This is a genomic window from Streptomyces sp. Edi4 (genome assembly GCF_040253615.1).
Taxonomy (GTDB): Bacteria; Actinomycetota; Actinomycetes; order Streptomycetales; family Streptomycetaceae; genus Streptomyces.
On record NZ_JBEJGY010000004.1, the window covers coordinates 1,755,289 to 1,773,481 of the forward strand.

An 18,193-nucleotide genomic window follows, 5' to 3' on the forward strand; every position below is an offset into this window, starting at 1 on the left:
ATGTTGTTACCCACAAGTATGCGAGACGCGTTGTCAGCACCCTTTGGTGACTTCCACCAACCCCGGCCCCCCTCCGGGCGTACGATCGCCGGCACCGGTGCGCTCAGGGGGAGGCAACTGCCGTGCCAGGTATGGAAGTTGTGATCACACGTCTCGCGAGCACGGTGGTCTCGACGGTCGCGAAGTCGTTCCTGGCCCCCCGGCCGGGCGCGGGCCTGGTGACGGGGCCGCTGCGCCCCCTGCCGAAACCGGCCTCGCCCGACCGCCTCGCGAAGGTCCTCGGCCACCGCCTGGACGAGGCATACGGATCACTCCCCCAACACGAGCGGACGGCGGCCGTCGACGCGGTACGGGACTCCTTCGCGGCGGCGGGGACGCTCGACGCCGGCCGCCTCTTCGGGCTCGGCCTCGCCCCGGAGCGCCTGGCCACCGAACTGCGGAGCCCGCACCCCGGCCCCGGCGAGGCCCTTTACGAGGAGCTCCTGGCCCTCTGCTGTGCCCATGTCCTGGAACAGCTCACCGCGCACCCCTCGTTCGCGGCGCGGGCGGCGGTCGAGCAGACGAGGGCGGCGGACTCGGCACGAAAGCTGATCGAGGACGTACGCGACCGGGTGGGCCCGCGCCCCGATGCGGCCACCCTGGCCTTCGAGGAGAAGTACGCGCGGTACGTGGCCCAGGCACACGGCCGACTCGAGCTGTTCGGCCTCACCCTCGGGCGCTCCGCGAGCGAATGGCCGCTCGACACGGCGTACATCAGCCTCGCGGTGACTGATGAGCCCCGCCAAGCCCTGGGGCTGCCCGATACCGGGCCCGCCACGGTGAGCGTGGAGCGGGCACTGGCCGGCACCGGCCGGCTGCTCCTGCGCGGTGCGGCGGGCTCGGGCAAATCCACGCTGATTCAGTGGCTGGCGCTGAACTCCGCCCGCCGGACCTTCGGCCCCGAACTGGCCGACTGGAACAGGTGCGTTCCCTTCCTGCTCCGCCTGCGGGCGTTCACCACGGCCGAGTCGCTGCCCATGCCGGAGGACTTCCTGCGGTCGGCCGGGGTGCCGTTCGCTCCCCCGCCCCTTTGGACCGAATCCCTCCTGTCCGAAGGCCGGGCGCTGGTCCTGGTGGACGGCGTGGACGAGGTGCCGCTGCGGCTGCGGGCCCGTACGGAGGCCTGGCTGAAGACCCTGGTCACCGCGTTCCCGAGGGCCCGGTACGTGGTGACGACCCGACCGTCGGCGGTTTCGGAGGACTGGCTCGCGGGCCGGGGCTTCGTGGTGCACTCGCTGCTGCCGATGGAGCGGGAGGGCGTCCGCGCGTTCGTCGCCCATTGGCACGGCTCGGCGCGGCTCGGCTGCCTGTCGCCCGACGAACGCGCCCGCCTCGACGCGTACGAGGCCTCCCTCCTGAGCGCGGTGACCTCCCGCCGCGACCTGGGGCGGCTCGCCACCAACCCGTTGATGTGCGCGCTCCTGTGCGCCCTGAACCGGGACCGTCGCATGCAACTGCCGCGCGCCCGCAAGGAGTTGTATGACGCGGCCCTGGACATGCTGCTCGTGCGCCGGGACACCGAGCGGGAGATCACCGGCGTCGAGGGCGTCACCCTCACCCGCGATGAGCAGACGGCCCTGCTCCAGCGGCTCGCGTACTGGCTGATCCGCAACGGGCTCGCGGAGGCGGACCGGGACGAGGCCGCCGCGATGGTGGCGGAGTGGCTCGCCGCGATGCCGCAGGTGGCGGGCCGGCCCGACCAGGTCTTCGCCCACCTCCTCATCCGCAGCGGGCTGCTGCGCGAGCCGGTGCCGGGCTCGGTGGGTTTCGTCCACCGCACCTTCCAGGACTACTTGGGCGCCAAGGCGGCCGTGGAGGAACGGGACTTCGGCGTGCTCGTGCGCAACGCCCACGACGACACGTGGGACGACGTGGTGCGGATGGCGGTGGGCCACGCCCGGGTCGACGAACGGACCCGTCTGCTACGGCAGTTGCTCCGCCGCGCCGACCACGCGCCCCGCCTGCGGCACCGGCTCGTGCTCCTGGCTGCCGCCGCTCTGGAACACGCGCCCGAGCTGGACCCGGCGGTGCGGGCGGACGTGGAGACCCGGGCCCGCGAACTGATGCCCCCGCGTACGTGGGACGAGGCGGAGGTCCTGGCCAAGGTTGGGCCGCTGGTGCTTGAGCTGCTGCCCGGGCCCGAGGGGCTGTCCGAGGACGAGGCGGCCGCTGTCGTGCGGACGGCCGGACTGGTGGGCGGGGATGCGGCGCTGGGCGTGATCAGGCGGTTCCGGGCCGATGAGCGCGCGACGGTGCGGGCTCGGCTGTCCACGGCCTGGGCGAACTTCGACGCGTCGGAGTACGTGACGGAGGTACTTCAACCGGCTTCGGAGTGGAATGCCACCTACCTCACGGTGCGAGCCCCGGAGCAGTTGGTCCAGCTCCGGCGGCTGCACCATATGAGGCTCATCCTCCTTGAGGGCGGGCACCTTCTGACAGAACCCCTTCTCGCCCATCCGCATCTGACCGCCTTGTGTCTCGTTTCGAACGACGTCGTGGAGGACCTGGCTCCGCTGGGCCGGCTGCCCGGCCTGAAACGGCTCGAACTCCAGGGCTGTTCAGCGCTCCGGGACCTGGAAGCGATCGCGGAACTGCCCGGCCTCCAGGCCCTGTCGCTCTTCCGCCTGCGTCCCGGACTCTCGTTGCGGCCGCTCCGCGGCCTCGGTCGGCTGGAAACCCTGACGCTGGGCACGCCCCAATCCGCGCGCAGCCTCGCCGACCTGCCGGTCCCGGACGGGGTGGTCCATCTCCATCTGCACCGGCCGACGCAGGACATCGCTCTGGACGGCCTGGACCGCTGGCCCGGCCTGCGCACACTGACCATCACCGGGGCGGCCCAGGCGAAGGATCTGACGCGCGTGTCCGTCCCCCGCGAGCTGCGCCACCTACAGATCGTCGACCACCCCGCGCTCGACCTGAGGACGCTGGCCCGGCACGCCGGCCTGGAAAGCCTCCACCTCAGCGCGTGCCATCTGATGTCAGGCCTCGGCGCCCTGCGGGAACTCCCGGCCCTGTGCCAGGTGACGTTCTACGAGTGCACCGGCGAGATCGATCTCAGCGCACTCGCCCAGCTGCACCAGCTCACCATTCGCTGCCGGCGCACGAAGGTGCGGGGCGCCGAATTCATCCCGCGCCGACGCCTGGACGGACCTCCTACGCCCCCACCGCCCCCAGCAACACCCCCGCCGCATAGGTGACCCCCATCGCCACCGCTCCCCCGCCCACATTCCGCAGGACCGCGCGGTTCGCCGGGGCCGCGCCCAGGCGGGCGCTCCACCAGCCGGTGAGGGCGAGCGCGGCCAGGACGGAGGTGACCGTCACGTACAGGCGGACCGACGAGGGGGGCAGCACGATCGCGAGGAGGGGGAGCAGCGCGCCCGCCGTGAAGGCGAGGAAGCTGGCCAAGGCCGCGTGCCAGGGGTTGGTGAGTTCGTCGGGGTCGATGCCGAGCTCGACCCTGGCGTGGGCGCGCAGCGCGTCGCGTTCGGTGAGCTGGAGCGCCGCCTCGCGGGCCACCTCCTCGCTCAGGCCCCGCTCGGCCAACAGGCCGGTCAGCTCGGCGAGTTCGGCCTCGGGCGACTCCCTCAGCTCCCGCCGCTCCATCGCCAGCGCGGCCTTCTCGGAGTCGCGCTGGGTGGAGACGGAGACGTACTCGCCGGCCGCCATGGACATGGAACCGGCGAGCAGTCCCGCCAGGCCCGCCGTCAGCAGGGCCGAGCGGTCGTCCGTGGCCCCGGCCACGCCGACGACGAGACCGGCGGTGGAGACGATGCCGTCGTTGGCGCCGAGGACCGCGGCCCGCAGCCAGTTGAGCCGGGAGCCGAGCGCCCCGTTGTGCGCCTCGTCGTGCGGGGCGGGTGAACTGCTCATGCGGGGCAGGGTCTCACCCGACCCCTCACCACACGCGCACCGACCCACCGAGCGCGAACGCGGGGCTCGTCGCCTCGGCCGGTATCTCCTTCAAGGGCTCGGCGATCTCCGCCACCGTGGGGCCGACCCGGGCCGCGATCTCGTCGAGGAAGGGGAGGTCGAAGCCGTAGACGCGGGCCGCGTTGCCCCCGGTCATCGCCGCGACCTCCGCGCGCGGCAGACCCGCGTAGGCGATCCGCAGGCCCTCGCGGGAGAAGGGCGTGGTGCCCTCGTCGTGCGGATAGTCGCTGCCCCACATGATCTTGTCGAGGCCGATCCGGTCCCGCAGCGGCACCTCGTGCGGCCGCATGAAGCTCGCGCCCACGAAGCAGTTGTCGCGCCACACCTGGGAGGGGCCCTTGCCCAGGGAACCGGCGAGTCCGGCCCCGAACTTGGACTCCGCAGTGGCGGCCTTCGTCACCGCGACGAGCCGGTCGTGGTAGTAGTCCAGCATGTCGAGCACGCCGGGGATCCAGCCCGAACCCTGCTCGGTGAGCACGAGGTTGAGGCCGGGGTGGCGGTGGAAGGTGCCGCCGAAGACCAGGTGCCACAGCGCCCGGTGCGAGAACCAGGTGGTCTCCACCATGAACACCGCCCGCGCCGCCGGCTCCTGGCCCAGCGGCGGCGACGCGGACCCGCCGTGGTGGTTGACCGGCACGCCGAGTTCCGCGCAGACGGCCCAGATCGGGTCGTAGACGTCCGAGTAGAGCTCGGGCACCCCCGAACCCGGCGGGGCGCCCGGCAGCAGGACGCCGCCGGTCAGGCCCGCCTCCTTGGTCCGCCGGATCTCGCGCACCGCCTCGTCCACGTCGTTGAGCAGGATCTGCGCGACGCCCGCCCTGCGCCCCGGCGCCTCGGCGCAGAAATCGGCGAGCCAGCGGTTGTGGGCGCGCAGCCCGGCCCAGCGTTGTTCGTACTCCTCGCGGGTGGGCGCGGGCGCCATGAGGGAGGCGGAGGGGAAGAAGGGCGGGATCGTGTTGGGGAAGACGACCTCGGCGACGATGCCGTCCGCTTCGAGCTCGGCCAGACGGCGGGCCGAGTTCCAGTTGCGGTCGGCCGTGTCGGCCAGCAGGTCCTCGTACGGGTTGACATAGGTGGCCGCCCACGCGTCGAAGGCGTCGTGGTACTTCGTCTCCAGGTAGGGCCGGTAGTCCAGGAGGTCGGCTCCGGCGTGGCAGTCCGCCGAGATGACGGTGTAGCGCTCGCTCATCGGTCCACCCCCAGGGCGGGAAAGTCCTGTCCGGTCAGCCAGTGGCGGCCCGCCTCGCGCGAGCGCGCCCAGGACGCCTCGACGGCCCTCTGGTCCTCGCTCTGGCCCAGTCCGGCCGGGGTCGGCCCGATCCGGCGGGCGATCGGCGCCAGCTTCGCGGTGTCGAAGCCGAAGACCTTTGCCGCGGCGAGGCCGAGCATCCGGCGGGTCTCGGCCACGGGGATGTCGTGGAAGGTGGTGCGCAGCCACTCCCGGGTGTGGGGCCAGGTGCCCTCGGGGTGCGGGAAGTCGGAGCCCCACAGGATGTTGTCCACGCCGATCTCGTAGCGCTGGGCCAGCTCGCGGCGTTTGGTGTTGGTGGCGCAGATGAAGATCTGCCGGTCGAGGTATTCGCTCGGCGGGCGCTTCAGCTCGGCGAACGGCGACAGCTTCTTGCCGCCGTGCGCGCCGAGGTAGAGGCGGTCCATGAACCACAGCAGGTTGGGCAGCCACCAGCAGCCCGACTCCGCCACCCCGAACCGGAGCCCGGGGTGGCGCTCGAAGACACCGGACCAGAGCAGGAACCACAGCGGCCGCGCGGGCCACCAGGTCACCTCGGAGACGTAGATCCCGAGGTGGTCGCCGTATTCGTGGCGCGGGGCCGCGCCCGAGTGGGTCACCAGCGGCATGCCGGTCTCGGCGGCCGCCGCCCACACCGGGTCGTAACGCCGGTCGTGGTAGGGCGCCTTGTCCACCCACATGGCGGGGATCATCAGCGCGCCGAGCCCGGAATCCTTGGCCCGGTGGATCTCGGCGACGACCGGGCCGACCTCACCCGTCACGGGCAACAGGGCGACGCCGCAGTGCCGTTCGGGGTGGTGGGCGACGAACTCGGCGAGCCAGCGGTTGTGCGCCTGGGCGCCGCCCATGCCGAGGTCGGGGTCCTGGTCGCCGGAGAGGCCGAGGCCCACGCCGAAGGGCGCGGCGGTGCGGCTGTCGACGGCGTCCGCGTCGGGGAAGACCACCTCGGCGGCCACGCCGTCCCCGTCGAGTTCCTTGATCCGGCGCGCCGGGTCCCAGCCCCCGCGCAGCCCCTCCTCATTGTCCCTGAACCAGCGGTCCGCGAAGGCCTCGTTGCGGACGCCGAGCCGGGTCATCTCCTCGCGGCGCCTTGCCTGCCCGGACAGGAACTCGTCGAACTCCCGGTGGAGGCGGGCGTCCAGATAGGGCCGGTACTCCTCGGTGGGGAGCCCGGCGTGGCAGTCGGAGGAGATGATCAGGTACGGCTCGTTCTGTTCGTGCTGTGCTGTCATCGCACGTCCCTCGTCAGTCCAGAATGAAGCTTTCCAGGTACGCCGGGTTCGCCCGGTCGAGCATCGCCTGCGAACGGGCCCTGATCTGCCGGTCGCTGTGCTCGCTCGCCGGGAGCATCCAGAACCGGTCGGCGCGGATCCCCTCGACGACCTCGTCGGCCACGGCCTCCACCGGGGTGAACTCGATCTCCTGGCCGGCCGCTTTCATGGCGGCCTCCCACTGGCCGAGGCTGCGGTAGGGCGTCTTGCGCGGGCGCTGCTTGGCGTACCGCTCGGGCCGGTTGCGGTGCGACTCCCACAGGCCGGTGCGCAGCATGTGCGGGCCGGGGAAGAGGACCGAGGCGCCGATCGGGACGCCCTCCGCCTTGAGGTGGGCGTACAGGGACTCCGTCATCGTGACCACCGCCGACTTGGTGATGGCGTACACCGAGGCGGTCGGCAGCGGGGCGATGCCGCCGTCGCTGGAGGAGGTGTTGACGATCCGGCCCGGCTCGCCGCCGGCGATCATGCGGGGCACGAAGGCCTGGATGCCGTGGAAGACGCCCCACACGTTGACCGCGAAGGCCCACTTCCAGTCGTTGACCTCGTGCTCCCACATGCGGCCTTCGGCGCCGGAGCCGACCCCGGCGTTGTTGCACAGCACGTGCACGGCGCCGAAGGCCTCGTAGGCGGCGTCGGCGAGCGCGACGACAGCGTCCCGCTCGCTGACGTCGACGCGGTGGGCGAGCACCCGCGCCCCCTCCTCGCGCAGCTGTCCCGCCGCCTTCTCCAGGGCGCCCTCCTCGACGTCGGCGAGGACGACCTTCAGACCTTCGGCGGCGAACCGCCGGGCCATCGCGAGCCCGATGCCGCTCGCGGCGCCGGTGACTACGGCGACCTGCCCCTGCCTCAGCTCCATGCTCAGACGCTCCCTTCGGGTGGCCCGTCCAGGATCTGCCGGGAGTCGTCGTAGCGCTGGTGGATGTAGGGCAACAGGGCTTCGGCGTCGACCTGTCCGACGACCGTGCCCCTCTGGTCGGTGGTCTTCTCGCCGATGGTGATCTCCACGACGCGCCGCACCGGCAGATCGGCGACGGGGTCGTACATCGATTCGCGCAGCACCACATCGCCGGTGATCCTCTCCAGCTCGCGCACCTTCTCCTCGCGTACGCAGTGGACGAGGACGGGGCCCGCGTCGAAGCCCTCGCCGTTGACGGCCGGCAGGAACTTGAAGTAGAAGTCGGTCCTGCGGGCCGGCTCGGGCAGGGGCAGCCGGCCGTCCACCGCGCCGCGCACCTCCACGAACGCGATGCCGTGCCGGGCGAGCGCGGCCCGTACGAGAAGGCCCTCGCGCTCGACGCTCACCTCTCCGAGCTTCTTCGGCTCGCCGAACACCTCGCGTCCGCCGGTCAGCGCCCGTTCGTGGGTCATCGGCATGACCAGCGGATACCAGCCCTCCAGCCCGTCGTGCACGGCGGCGACGGCCACCGAGCCCGCGCCGAGCGGATAGCCGGGGAGGCCGACCTTGCTGATGGCGGCCCGCACCAGCGGGCGCGCGGGGGGCTTCAGCGGCGGCGGGAGCACCGCCGCGACCGCGTCGGGGTCGCTCTCCCAGAGCGCCACCACGCCGGTCGACCAGATGTCGGGGAGCTGGGCACTCGCGGTGCGCGCGGCCTTGATCTCGGCCTCGGTGCGCGCCCCGTACCGTACGCGTGCCATGTCGTACCACCCTTCTCGGGCTGTTCTGCGCCGGGTCTGTAACACAGTTACACCGATGCCGATGAAGGGTAAAGAGGCTTGGCCGTAAGGGAATTGAGGGAGCATCAGATATGGCGCGCACTTCGCTCACCCGGGAGGAGATCCTGGTCGCGGCGGGGTCCCTGGTCAGGCGGCACGGGCCGGCCGCGCTCACCATGCGCGGGCTCGCCGCAGAACTCGGCACGGCGGTCACCTCCATCTACTGGCACGTCGGCAACCGCGAGTCGCTGCTCGACGCGCTGGTGGAGCGGACCGTCGAGGAGCTGGGCGAGATCGCCCCGCGCGGGCGCACGCCGGCCACGCGCGTGGTGTCGGTGGCGCGCGCTCTGCGCCGTGAGCTGCGCGCGCGCCCGCACCTGATCGCGCTGGTCCACGAACGCGGCCTGACCGACCGGATGTTCCTGCCCGCGCAGCAGGCCCTGGCCCGCGAGCTGCACGCGGCGGGGCTGCGCGGGGCGCGGGCGGCCCGGGCGGTGCGGGCGGTGCAGTTCCAGGTGGTGGGGTACGTCCTGGTCGAGCGCAACCGCGAGCGCGCCCCGGTCCAGCGTCCGGCCGAGGAGGACCTGTGGCACGCGGCGACGGCCACAAAGGACGGACGGGCCGGAAGGGACGGCCAGGCCGGTCAGGACCCGGCCCTGGCCCGGGCCCTCGCGGGTCCGCTCGACGAGGAGCGGCTGTTCCTCACCTCCGTACGGGCCCTGGTGGACGGGCTGCTCGCGGCCGGCCGGAAGGGCTGCGGCTGAACCCCGGTCACCGAACTCGGTCCGCGGGCTCGGTCCACGAACTCGATCCGTAGACTCGATCCGCAGACTCGATCCGCGAGGGCGCATATCACCTGCTCGCGGGCCGAGTTGAGGCGCACGGGCCGAAAAGAGCGGCCCCCCGCGGCCCGGCCCGCCCCCGTCCCCGGCCCGCGCTGTCAGTGCGGACCCGTATTCTCTGTGACCATGCTCGACGACCTGACGACAGCAGCGCCGTGGCCGGCCGCCTACCCACCGGGGTACGCGGTCGTCGACGTGGAGACCACCGGCCTCGCCCGCGACGACCGGATAATCTCGGCTGCCGTCTACCGGCTCGACGCGCACGGCAACGTCGAGGACCACTGGTACACGCTGGTCAACCCCGAGCGCGACCCGGGCCCGGTGTGGATCCACGGGCTCACCAGTGAGGTGCTCGCCGGCGCCCCGCTCTTCCCCGACGTCGCCGAGGAGTTCGCGGCGCGCCTGGACGGGCGGGTCCTGGTCGCGCACAACGCGATCTTCGACTGGCAGATGATCGCGCGGGAGTACGCCCGGGCCGAGCGCACCGCGCCGGTCAAGCAGCGGCTGTGCACCATCGCCCTGTCCAAGGAGCTCGCGCTCCCGCTGCCCAACCACAAGCTGGAGTCGCTGGCCGCGCACTACGGCGTCGTGCAGCAGCGCGCCCACCACGCGCTGGACGACGCGCGGGTGCTCGCCGAGGCGTTCCGGCCGAGTCTGCACGCGGCGGCGGCCGGCGGGGTGCGCCTGCCGCTGCTCGAATGCCGGCCGCTCACCGAATGGACGGACGCGCCGGCCACCCCGCGCATCGGCTACCAGGCCTCATACCGGGGCGGATCGGGCACCTGGCGCGCCTCCCGCAAGCGCCCCGCCTGCCCCTACCCCAACCCGGGGCGTTACGAGAGGGACCGGCCGCTGAAGCAGGGCATGCGCGTCGCGTTCTCCGGGGACACCTCGGTGGACCGCGAGCTCCTGGAGGACCGGGCGATCGAGGCCGGGCTGCATGTGGCGAGCAGCGTCTCGCGCCTCACCAGCCTGCTGGTCACCAACGACCCGGAGTCGGCCACCTCCAAGACGGTCAAGGCGAAGTCGTTCGGCACGCCGGTCATCGACGAGGCGGCCTTCACCCAACTGCTCCGGGACGTGGCACCGGCAGACGGGTGAGTGCCGGGCGCGGCGCCCACCGCGCGCGGCGGTCACCCTCCACCCTGTGGCGCATGGCACGTTGCGAGGTCTGCGGAAACGACTACGGGATGTCCTTCGAGGTGCACGCGCAGGGCGCGGTGCACGTCTTCGACTGCTTCTCCTGCGCCATCCACCGCATGGCGCCCATCTGTGAGCACTGCCGGGTGCAGATCATCGGCCAGGGGGTCGAGGTCGAGGGCGCGTGGTACTGCGGGGCCCACTGCGCCCGCGCGGAGGGAAAGGCGGGCATCGTCGACAAGGTCTGACCCGCCCACGTCCGACCCACCCCACCCGGCGCACCCCATGGTCCGAGTTGTACGGTCATGGGGTGTACCGCTTCCTGTTGTCCCGGCAGTGGGTGCTCGTCACCCTCCTGGCCCTGGCTCTCATCCCCACGATGATCGAGCTCGGCTTCTGGCAGCTCCACCGCCACGAGCACAAGGTCGCCCAGAACACGCTGATCGCCGACAACCTGAAGGCCAGGCCCGTGCCGGTGAGCGAGCTCACCTCGCCGGGCCACACCGTCCCGCGCTCGGACTACTGGCGCAAGGTCAGCGCCACCGGCATCTGGGACACCGCGCACGAGGTCGTCGTGCGGCGCAGGACCGCGGCCGACGGCCGGGTCGGCTACCACGTGCTCACCCCCTTCGTCCTGACCGACGGCCCCACCGTCCTGGTAAACCGGGGCTGGATCGCCGACAACGGCAACCAGATGGACTTCCCCAGGATCCCCGCGCCGCCCGGTGGCAAGGTCACCATCACCGGGCGCCTGATGGCCGACCAGACGACGGCGGCCAGCGGCATCAAGGACGTCAAGGGCCTGCCGCCGCGCCAGGTCATGCTGATCAGCAGCGCCCAGCAGTCCAGGGCGCTGGGCCGTCCGGTGCTCGGCGGATACATCGAGCAGACCGCGCCCGAGCCGCCGAACGACTCCCCCGAACTGATTCCCGCCCCCGACGACAGCTCCATCGGCCCCCACATGGCCTACGCCGTCCAGTGGTGGCTCTTCTCGGCGGCGGTCCCGGTCGGCTGGTTCATCCTCGTACGCCGTGAGAAGCAGGACCGCGAGGACGCGAAGGCCGCGCCCGCCGAGGTGCCCGAGCACGCGGCTGCTTAGCGATTTGCCTGGCCGGGAACACGCCTTGGCGTGACCCAACGTACACAGCGCATCGAGGACTACGCCCTCATCGGCGACCTTCAGACCGCCGCCCTCGTCGGCCGCGACGGATCCGTCGACTGGCTCTGCCTGCCCCGCTTCGACTCCGCCGCCTGCTTCGCGGCCCTGCTCGGCGACGAGGACAACGGCCACTGGCGGATCGCCCCCGTGGAGGCGGGCCCCACCGGGCAGTGTTCCCGGCGCTCCTACGCGGACGACTCGCTCGTCCTTGAGACCTACTGGGAGACCGGCACGGGCACGGTCAAGGTCATCGACTTCATGCCGCAGCGCGACGTGGCCCCCGATGTCGTACGCATCGTGGAGGGCGTCAGCGGCACCGTCGAGATGGGCTCCGTGCTGCGGCTGCGTTTCGACCACGGCCATGTGGTGCCCTGGATGCGCCGCTCCGACGGGCACCGGGTCGCGATCGCGGGCCCCGACTCGGCGTGGCTGCGCAGCGAGCCCGAGGTCAAGACCTGGGGCCAGGACATGAGCACCCGCTCGTCGTTCACGGTCGGCGAGGGGGAAAAGGTCGCTTTCGTCCTGACCTGGCACGCCTCGCACGAGCCGCGCCCCGACCTCATCGACCCCTATGAGTCCCTGGAGCAGTCCCTCGCCGACTGGCGCCAGTGGGCCGGGCGCTGCCGCTACGAGGGGCCCTACCGGGACGCCGTGGTGCGCTCCCTGATCACCCTGAAGGCGCTCACCTACGCCCCCACCGGCGGCATCGTGGCCGCGCCCACCACCTCCCTGCCCGAGGAGATCGGCGGCGTCCGCAACTGGGACTACCGCTACTGCTGGCTGCGCGACTCCACCCTCACCCTCGAAGCCCTCCTCTCGGCCGGCTACCTGGAGGAGGCCGCACACTGGCGCAACTGGCTGCTGCGCGCCGTCGCGGGCGATCCGGCCGACCTTCAGATCATGTACGGGATCGCCGGTGAGCGCAGGCTCCCGGAGAGTGAACTGCCGTGGCTCAAAGGGCACTTCGGGTCCGCTCCGGTCCGCATCGGCAACGCGGCCGTCAACCAGTTGCAGCTCGATGTGTACGGGGAGGTCGTCGACTCCCTGTACCTGGCGCGCCGGGCCGGCCTCAAGAGCGAGGCACACGCCTGGAACATCCAGCTCGCCCTGCTCGGCTTCCTGGAGGAGCGGTGGCGCGAGCCGGACGAGGGCCTGTGGGAGGTGCGCGGGCCGCGCCGGCACTTCGTCCACTCCAAGGTGATGGCCTGGGTGGCGGCGGACCGCGCGGTGCGCACCCTGGAGGAGGAGCCGGGTCTGAGCGGCGACGCCGACCGCTGGCGGCGGATGCGGGACGCGGTGCACAAGGAGGTCTGCGAGAAGGGCTTCGATCCGGACCGCAACACGTTCACGCAGGCGTACGGCTCCGCGGAGCTGGACGCGGCGACCCTGCTCATCCCCCGCGTCGGCTTCCTGCCGGCCGACGACCCCCGGGTGGTCGGCACGGTCGAGGCGATCCTGGCCGAGCTCGGCCAGGGCGGTTTCGTACGCCGCTACAGCACCGACAAGGCGGCCGCGGACGTGGACGGACTGCCGGGCGACGAGGGCACCTTCCTGGTGTGCTCGTTCTGGATGGCGGACGCGCTGCGGCTGATCGGCCGCGAGAAGGAGGCGCGGGAGATGTTCGAGCGGCTGCTCACCCTCCGCAACGACGTGGGGCTGCTCGCCGAGGAGTACGACCCGGCCGCCGGCCGTCAGCTCGGCAACTTTCCCCAGGCCTTCAGTCACATCGGTCTGGTCGCCACCGCCTGCGCGCTGGAGCCGGACTACGCCGACGAGGCAGGATAGGCGGCATGGATCTTGGACTGAAGGACCGTGTCTACGTAGTCACCGGCGCCTCGCGCGGTCTTGGCCTCGCCGCCGCCCGCGCGCTCGTCGCGGACGGCGCGAAGGCCGTCATCAGCGGCCGCGACGAGAAGACGCTCAAGGAGAGCGCCGCCGGACTGGGCCCCGGCGCGCACCCGGTGGTCTGCGACAACGCCGACCCGGCGTCGGCCGCCCGGCTCATCGCCGCCGCCCGCGACCACTTCGGGCGCTTCGACGGCGTCCTGATCAGCGTGGGCGGCCCGCCGCCGGGCTTCGTCGCGGACAACACCGACGAGCAGTGGCAGTCGGCGTTCGACTCGGTGTTCCTCGGCGCGGTCCGCATCGCGCGCGCGGCCGCCGCCGAGCTGGACGAGGGCGGGGTGATCGGCTTCGTGCTGTCCGGTTCCGTACACGAGCCGATCGCGGGCCTCACCCTCTCCAACGGGCTGCGTCCCGGTCTCGCCGGGTTCGCCAAGTCGCTGGCCGACGAGCTGGGACCGCGCGGCATCCGCGTCGTGGGCCTGCTTCCGGCCCGCATCGACACCGACCGGGTGCGCCAGCTCGACGAGCTGTCGGGGGACGCGGAGGCGACCCGCGCGGCCAACGAGGCGAAAATTCCGCTGCGCCGCTACGGCGCCCCCGAGGAGTTCGGCCGTACGGCCGCCTTCCTGCTCTCGCCCGCCGCGTCGTATCTGACGGGCCTCATGCTGCCGGTGGACGGCGGGGCGCGGCACGGCTTCTGAGCGGGCCCCGCGGGGCGCCGGGCCTCAACTCACGCGCCGCGCACGGTGTTTGACCGATCGCAGCCGGACCTCGGCGGGCAGCTCCGCGAGCCCCGCCGAGTCCCGGGCGTGGGCCAGCGCCCGGCCGTCCAGGCGGACCAGCGCGGCGGCCGGCTGGGCGTGCGGCTCAAGGAGCAGCGCCACGCGCGCACGCGGCGTGGTCCGCCTGCCCACCAGGGCGGCCTGGGCCCGCGCCACCCCCTCCACGGTCTCCGCCTCACCCGCGAGCGCCGCCTCCAGGGCCCGGCCGCGCAGCAGCGCTCCCCGCCCGTCACCGCAGTCCACCAAAACCTCGGCGAGGCGGGCCCGGCGCAGCTGGGCCAGCAGCCACCACAGGGCGAGCAGGACGAGGAGGGCGAGGACGGCGATCACGACGGGCCACCACCAGTCCTGGTCGTGCCAGTGGGCGCGGCGCGACCTGCTCACCAGGACGTCGTGCTTGCCGCCCCAGGGCCACCACGAGGGCACATCGAGGCCGAAGCCGGCGGCCAGGACCGCGCCGCCCACGAGAAACAGCACGAGCCCCACGAGCCCGAGCACCACCCGGTTGACCGTCCGCAGCATGGCTCAGCCCTTCCGTACCGAACGGCCGACCCGCACGCTGAGCGCGGGCGGCCCTGCGAGGCCGAGCTCCCGCAGTCCCGCGCCGAGCGCCGCGTCCAAGTCGGCCCGTACATCGTCGAGTTCACGAAAGTGCGACAGGGCTCGTACGGTCACCCGGCGCCGGCCCACGCGGATCCGCGCGGACTGGACACCGGCCACTTCCATGGCGCGGTCGCGCAGCACGAGCGCGGCGGCGGCCCGGTCGAGCCCGGCCCGCACGGCGGGCGACGGGCTGCGCATCGTCAGGACGCCGCGCAGGCCCGGGGTGATCGCGAGGGCGATCAGCCAGAGTCCGATCAGCGCCGCGGCGCCCGCGATGGCGAGGACCGCGACGTCATCGAGTGGATGCGCGGCGAGCCAGTCGGCGAACCGTACCCGCCAGCGCATCGCCGAGTGGTGGGCGCGCACGGCGGCGACGTCGTAGAGGAAGAGCCCGGACACGGCCAGGATCACCAGGGCCAGCAGCCCGGCGGGGATCCGGCGCGCCGACCAGAAGCGGGTTGCCCGGCCGCCCTCGCCCTCGGCGAGCACGGGGACGGGGTCGTGATCGAGGCCGTGGTCGTGGCCTTGGCCGGGCTCGTGGTCGGCGGCGGATGTGGCCCGGTCGGATCCGGGTCCGTGCTGGGCGCCCCGCTCGATCACCGGCAGGCGCCGGGTGGCGCCCTCGTCGTCGCTGGGGTGGCTCATCGGATCCTCCCCCGGGCCGTCGTGTCCGTGTGCAGACGCTCGATCTGCACCGCTACTTCGGGCACGTCCATCCCCGCCAATGTTCGTACCCGCTCGGCGACTTGGCGCCGCACCGCGCGGCACTGGCCGCCGAGATCGCTGGGGTAGCCCAGTTCGACGCTGACCCGTACCCGGGCGCAATCCTGGTGCACGGTGACATCGGCGTGCGGCGGGGCGCCCCCTTGAGGGGGCTGCTCGAGTGCCTCCCGCGCGGCCTGCGCGGCGATCTTCGCGACGACCCGGTCGGCGATCCTGGTGGAGCCGCGCTCGGCGGGCTCGATCCGTTCGGCCACCGCCATGGGTCAGCGCCGCCGGTCGCCGCGGTCGCGCGAGCGGAAGAAGTCGCCCGGTTCCAGGTCGCCGTCCAGGAAGCGGCCCGCCACGAATCCGATCGCGCCCAGCGCCGCGACCAGCAGGAAAGCCCCGAACCCGCCGAAGTATCCGGCGAAGCCGAGCGCCATGCCGGCCAGCAAGCCAACCATCGCCATACTCATGCTGAACTCCTCGGTTCCACGAGCCGTGACCCATCCGTGCGAAGTGACGCGCGTACCGCGCGAGATGACGACCCTGTGGGCCCGCGCGGTCGCGGCGGGCCGGTGATCGCGGCGGGCTACTGGAGCCGGCCCTCCGGTTCCTCGTCCTCGTCGTCGTCCGGCAGCTTCACGTCACTGACCGCGATGTTGACCTCGACGACTTCCAGACCGGTCATCCGCTCGACGGCGGAGATCACGTTCTCGCGGACATCCCGCGCCAGCTCGGCGATCGGCACGCCGTACTCCACGACGATTTCGAGGTCGAGCGCGGTCTGCACCTCGCCCACCTCGGCCTTCACGCCCCGGGTGACGGACGACTTGCCGCCGCCGGGCACCCGGTCCCTGACCGCCCCGAACGTACGGGACAGCCCGCTGCCCATGGCGTGGACGCCCTCGACGTCCCGGGCCGCGAGCCCGGCGATCTTCTCGACCACACCGTCGGCGATCGTGGTGCGGCCGCGCCCGCCCGGGTCCCCGCCACCACGCTTGGTGGCGGACACCTTTCTGGCCTGCTCGGACAGTGCGCCCGTCGGTTCGTTCGCGGGTGCACCGGGCCGGTTGCGCTGTTCGCTGTCGCTCATGACCGTTCGTCCCTTCGCCCTTGGACTCCAATGCCCACATTAAGTGCGGTTGCCCCGACTCGCCCCCGCGATGCGGCAGGCTGGGGGAATGACGGCTGACGGATGGAGTGCCGCGGTACGGCGTCGACTGGGCCTGGGCAGGCTGGTCGCGCTGGGCGGTTTCGAGGACGGTGTCTGGATCAGTGAGCGGGCGGCTGCGTCGGTGCTCGGGGCCGCCGCGGCGGCGTTGGCGGGGTGCGGGGTGACCTCGCTGCGGATCTCCCCGGCCGACCCCGGTGCGGGGGTGGAAGCGGCGTTCCCCGCGCCGCCGACGGCGCTCGCGCCGGGCCCGCACCGCGTCTCGGTGGAGCTCGTGGCGCTGGGCGGGCGGCCGCTGCCGGAGCTGGTGGCGGGGTTGCGCGAAGCCCTGCTCACGGCGGCGCGGGACCGGCTCGGGCTGCTTGTCTCGGACATCGACGTGGAGGTGACGGCCCTGGTCGATGTCCTGCCGGATCCCCCGGACGGCCCTCCCCCGCCCGGCCCGGCCGATCAGCCGGCGTCGGCGGCGGCGACCGCCGCGCTCACCACGCCGGGTGTGGCCCGGCTGACCGCCGAGCTGGGCCCGCCGGTGCACAGGGCCGACGGCCACATCCGCGTGGAGCTGGCGAGCGCCCCGCCCCACAACCCCCTGGAGGTGGGGCGGGCGGTGCGCACGGCGGTGGGCCGGGCGGTCCCGGACGCGGACTCGGTGGCGGTCCTGGTCACCTGGGCGGGCTGAGCGGGCCCCGGCGGGCGGTGCCCTGACCCCGGCCGCACGCCATGGGTGGCTGGTCGCGCAGTTCCCCGCGCCCCTGACAGCGCCGGCTCGGGGCCACGCCGGCACCCGCGGCCAGTCCGGCGTACCCCGAGCCCGGTCGGGTCACACAGTCCGCACGCCCGCGCGAGGTCGCGCAGTCCGCGAGCCCCGCCAGGCCGCGCAGGCGGCGGGCCCGGTCGGATCGCTCAGTCCGCGAGTCCCGCCAGGTCGCGCAGACGGCGGGCCTGGGCGGCGCGCTCGGCGAGGCGCTGCTCCTCGTAACTCCGGTCGGAGGCGCCCCGCAGCAGTGCCTTCGTCTCGACGACGGCGTCGCGGGGAGCGGCCAGGAGGGCGCCCGCCAAGTCCTTCACCGCCGAGTCGAGTTCGTCGCCGGGCACGGCGAGGTTGGCCAGGCCCGTGCGCTCGGCCTCCTCGGCGCCGACGAAGCGGCCCGTGGCGCAGATCTCCAGCGCGCGGGCATAGCCGACGAGCCCGACGAGCGGGTGCGTGCCGGTGAGGTCGGGGACCAGGCCGAGGCTGGTCTCGCGCATGGCGAACTGCACGTCCTGCGCGACGACCCGCAGGTCGCAGGCGAGGGCGAGCTGGAAGCCGGCGCCGATGGCGTGCCCCTGAACGGCCGCGATCGACACGATGTCGTTGCGGCGCCACCAGGTGAACGCCTCCTGGTACTCGGCGATGACCGCGTCGAGCTCCGCGTCGGAGCCGCGCGCGAGGTCGAGGAAGGAGGGCTCGCCGTCGAAGCCCTCGGGAGTGAAGGCCTGGCGGTCGAGGCCGGCGGAGAAGGACTTGCCCTCGCCGCGCAGCACGACGACGCGCACGCTGCCGGGAAGCGACCGTCCGGCCGTGGCCAACGCCCGCCACAGAGCGGGAGACTGAGCGTTGCGCTTGGCCGGATTGGTCAGGGTCACCGTGGCGATCGCGTCATCGACGGAGAGCCGGACACCGTCCTTGTCGAAAACTTCAGATGCCGATGCGGGCGTAGCCATGGGGCGCCTCCGGGTCAGTGGCCGTCAGTGAACAACCGCACCGCGGTCGTCAAGTGACTGCACAGTAACCACCCGG

General features: G+C 72.9%; 19 protein-coding genes. 8 read left to right on the forward strand and 11 right to left on the reverse strand.

The window, feature by feature from the left end; genetic code table 11:
• Positions 1-131 precede the first annotated feature (131 nt).
• The gene (locus ABR738_RS10020; protein ID WP_350229618.1) at positions 132-3,236 is read left to right on the forward strand and encodes an NACHT domain-containing protein; all 3,105 of its coding nucleotides are present in this window, start codon (positions 132-134) and stop codon (positions 3,234-3,236) included.
• On the opposite strand, the gene ABR738_RS10025 is transcribed toward ABR738_RS10020, so the two are convergent.
• Genes ABR738_RS10025 through ABR738_RS10045 form a run of 5 tightly spaced genes read right to left on the reverse strand, consistent with a single transcriptional unit; the run spans position 3,193 to position 8,148 of the window.
• Positions 3,193-3,909, reverse strand: a complete 717-nt coding sequence (locus tag ABR738_RS10025) for a VIT1/CCC1 transporter family protein (RefSeq protein WP_350229619.1) — start codon at positions 3,907-3,909, stop codon at positions 3,193-3,195. The two genes, ABR738_RS10020 and ABR738_RS10025, sit on opposite strands and share 44 nt — an antisense overlap.
• 25 nt (positions 3,910-3,934) lie before the next feature.
• Entirely contained in the window at positions 3,935-5,158 is a 1,224-nt protein-coding gene (locus ABR738_RS10030) for an amidohydrolase family protein (RefSeq protein ID WP_350229620.1), read from the reverse strand.
• Complete coding sequence (locus tag ABR738_RS10035; protein WP_350229621.1) at positions 5,155-6,450, reverse strand: amidohydrolase family protein; 1,296 nt, start codon at positions 6,448-6,450, stop codon at positions 5,155-5,157. Before ABR738_RS10035 ends, ABR738_RS10030 begins: the two co-directional genes overlap by 4 nt.
• A 13-nt stretch (positions 6,451-6,463) precedes the next feature.
• Positions 6,464-7,348 (reverse strand): SDR family NAD(P)-dependent oxidoreductase, encoded by an 885-nt coding sequence (locus ABR738_RS10040; RefSeq protein WP_350229622.1) that lies wholly within the window; start codon positions 7,346-7,348, stop codon positions 6,464-6,466.
• A gap of 2 nt (positions 7,349-7,350) precedes the next feature.
• Positions 7,351-8,148, reverse strand: coding sequence for an acetoacetate decarboxylase family protein (locus ABR738_RS10045; protein WP_350229623.1), 798 nt, complete (start codon positions 8,146-8,148; stop codon positions 7,351-7,353).
• A gap of 110 nt (positions 8,149-8,258) precedes the next feature.
• Here ABR738_RS10045 and ABR738_RS10050 point away from each other — a divergent pair, with 110 nt between their 5' ends.
• The 6 genes from ABR738_RS10050 (at position 8,259) to ABR738_RS10075 (ending at position 13,853) form a co-directional block, all read left to right on the forward strand.
• Positions 8,259-8,930 carry a TetR/AcrR family transcriptional regulator gene (locus ABR738_RS10050; RefSeq protein WP_350229624.1) on the forward strand — a complete coding sequence of 224 codons (672 nt, stop codon included), beginning with the start codon at positions 8,259-8,261 and terminating at the stop codon, positions 8,928-8,930.
• Positions 8,931-9,128: 198 nt separating this feature from the next.
• Entirely contained in the window at positions 9,129-10,109 is a 981-nt protein-coding gene (locus tag ABR738_RS10055) for a DEDDh family exonuclease (RefSeq protein ID WP_350229625.1), read from the forward strand.
• A 53-nt stretch (positions 10,110-10,162) separates the two neighbouring features.
• Positions 10,163-10,396, forward strand: a complete 234-nt coding sequence (locus tag ABR738_RS10060) for a metallothionein (protein ID WP_114036065.1) — start codon at positions 10,163-10,165, stop codon at positions 10,394-10,396.
• A 62-nt stretch (positions 10,397-10,458) separates the two neighbouring features.
• The gene (locus ABR738_RS10065) at positions 10,459-11,247 is read left to right on the forward strand and encodes an SURF1 family cytochrome oxidase biogenesis protein (RefSeq protein WP_350229626.1); all 789 of its coding nucleotides are present in this window, start codon (positions 10,459-10,461) and stop codon (positions 11,245-11,247) included.
• Positions 11,248-11,277: 30 nt separating this feature from the next.
• On the forward strand, positions 11,278-13,092 hold the full coding sequence (locus ABR738_RS10070; RefSeq protein WP_350229627.1) for a glycoside hydrolase family 15 protein: 1,815 nt from the start codon (positions 11,278-11,280) through the stop codon (positions 13,090-13,092).
• A 5-nt stretch (positions 13,093-13,097) separates the two neighbouring features.
• Positions 13,098-13,853, forward strand: a complete 756-nt coding sequence (locus ABR738_RS10075; RefSeq protein ID WP_350229628.1) for an SDR family oxidoreductase — start codon at positions 13,098-13,100, stop codon at positions 13,851-13,853.
• Between the two features lie 24 nt (positions 13,854-13,877).
• On the opposite strand, the gene amaP is transcribed toward ABR738_RS10075, so the two are convergent.
• The 5 genes from amaP to ABR738_RS10100 form a co-directional block, all read right to left on the reverse strand.
• Positions 13,878-14,456 (reverse strand): alkaline shock response membrane anchor protein AmaP, encoded by a 579-nt coding sequence (gene amaP / locus ABR738_RS10080; protein ID WP_350229629.1) that lies wholly within the window; start codon positions 14,454-14,456, stop codon positions 13,878-13,880.
• A 3-nt stretch (positions 14,457-14,459) separates the two neighbouring features.
• A complete protein-coding gene (locus ABR738_RS10085) occupies positions 14,460-15,182 on the reverse strand; it encodes a DUF6286 domain-containing protein (protein WP_350229630.1) in 723 nt (240 codons plus the stop codon).
• Positions 15,179-15,520 carry an Asp23/Gls24 family envelope stress response protein gene (locus ABR738_RS10090; RefSeq protein ID WP_350229631.1) on the reverse strand — a complete coding sequence of 114 codons (342 nt, stop codon included), beginning with the start codon at positions 15,518-15,520 and terminating at the stop codon, positions 15,179-15,181. Before ABR738_RS10090 ends, ABR738_RS10085 begins: the two co-directional genes overlap by 4 nt.
• Before the next feature lie 3 nt (positions 15,521-15,523).
• A complete protein-coding gene (locus tag ABR738_RS10095; protein ID WP_350229632.1) occupies positions 15,524-15,715 on the reverse strand; it encodes a hypothetical protein in 192 nt (63 codons plus the stop codon).
• A gap of 116 nt (positions 15,716-15,831) precedes the next feature.
• Positions 15,832-16,335: an Asp23/Gls24 family envelope stress response protein gene (locus ABR738_RS10100; protein ID WP_350229633.1), complete on the reverse strand. Its 504-nt coding sequence runs from the start codon at positions 16,333-16,335 to the stop codon at positions 15,832-15,834.
• An 88-nt stretch (positions 16,336-16,423) separates the two neighbouring features.
• Between ABR738_RS10100 and ABR738_RS10105 the strand changes: the two genes are divergently transcribed.
• Entirely contained in the window at positions 16,424-17,092 is a 669-nt protein-coding gene (locus ABR738_RS10105; protein WP_350229634.1) for a hypothetical protein, read from the forward strand.
• Between the two features lie 224 nt (positions 17,093-17,316).
• Here ABR738_RS10105 and ABR738_RS10110 read toward each other — a convergent pair whose 3' ends face one another.
• Positions 17,317-18,117, reverse strand: a complete 801-nt coding sequence (locus tag ABR738_RS10110; RefSeq protein WP_350229635.1) for an enoyl-CoA hydratase/isomerase family protein — start codon at positions 18,115-18,117, stop codon at positions 17,317-17,319.
• Positions 18,118-18,193: the final 76 nt, after the last annotated feature.

Excerpts from the sequence above, each read along its gene's own strand:
- ABR738_RS10020 (WP_350229618.1), top strand. The coding sequence starts at position 132 with ATGGAAGTTGTGATCACACGTCTCGCGAGCACGGTGGTCTCGACGGTC.
- ABR738_RS10025 (WP_350229619.1), bottom strand. The coding sequence starts at position 3,909 with ATGAGCAGTTCACCCGCCCCGCACGACGAGGCGCACAACGGGGCGCTC.
- ABR738_RS10030 (WP_350229620.1), bottom strand. The coding sequence starts at position 5,158 with ATGAGCGAGCGCTACACCGTCATCTCGGCGGACTGCCACGCCGGAGCC.
- ABR738_RS10035 (WP_350229621.1), bottom strand. The coding sequence starts at position 6,450 with ATGACAGCACAGCACGAACAGAACGAGCCGTACCTGATCATCTCCTCC.
- ABR738_RS10040 (WP_350229622.1), bottom strand. The coding sequence starts at position 7,348 with ATGGAGCTGAGGCAGGGGCAGGTCGCCGTAGTCACCGGCGCCGCGAGC.
- ABR738_RS10045 (WP_350229623.1), bottom strand. The coding sequence starts at position 8,148 with ATGGCACGCGTACGGTACGGGGCGCGCACCGAGGCCGAGATCAAGGCC.
- ABR738_RS10050 (WP_350229624.1), top strand. The coding sequence starts at position 8,259 with ATGGCGCGCACTTCGCTCACCCGGGAGGAGATCCTGGTCGCGGCGGGG.
- ABR738_RS10060 (WP_114036065.1), top strand. The coding sequence starts at position 10,163 with ATGGCACGTTGCGAGGTCTGCGGAAACGACTACGGGATGTCCTTCGAG.
- ABR738_RS10075 (WP_350229628.1), top strand. The coding sequence starts at position 13,098 with ATGGATCTTGGACTGAAGGACCGTGTCTACGTAGTCACCGGCGCCTCG.
- amaP (WP_350229629.1), bottom strand. The coding sequence starts at position 14,456 with ATGCTGCGGACGGTCAACCGGGTGGTGCTCGGGCTCGTGGGGCTCGTG.
- ABR738_RS10085 (WP_350229630.1), bottom strand. The coding sequence starts at position 15,182 with ATGAGCCACCCCAGCGACGACGAGGGCGCCACCCGGCGCCTGCCGGTG.
- ABR738_RS10090 (WP_350229631.1), bottom strand. The coding sequence starts at position 15,520 with ATGGCGGTGGCCGAACGGATCGAGCCCGCCGAGCGCGGCTCCACCAGG.
- ABR738_RS10095 (WP_350229632.1), bottom strand. The coding sequence starts at position 15,715 with ATGAGTATGGCGATGGTTGGCTTGCTGGCCGGCATGGCGCTCGGCTTC.
- ABR738_RS10100 (WP_350229633.1), bottom strand. The coding sequence starts at position 16,335 with ATGAGCGACAGCGAACAGCGCAACCGGCCCGGTGCACCCGCGAACGAA.
- ABR738_RS10105 (WP_350229634.1), top strand. The coding sequence starts at position 16,424 with ATGACGGCTGACGGATGGAGTGCCGCGGTACGGCGTCGACTGGGCCTG.
- ABR738_RS10110 (WP_350229635.1), bottom strand. The coding sequence starts at position 18,117 with ATGGCTACGCCCGCATCGGCATCTGAAGTTTTCGACAAGGACGGTGTC.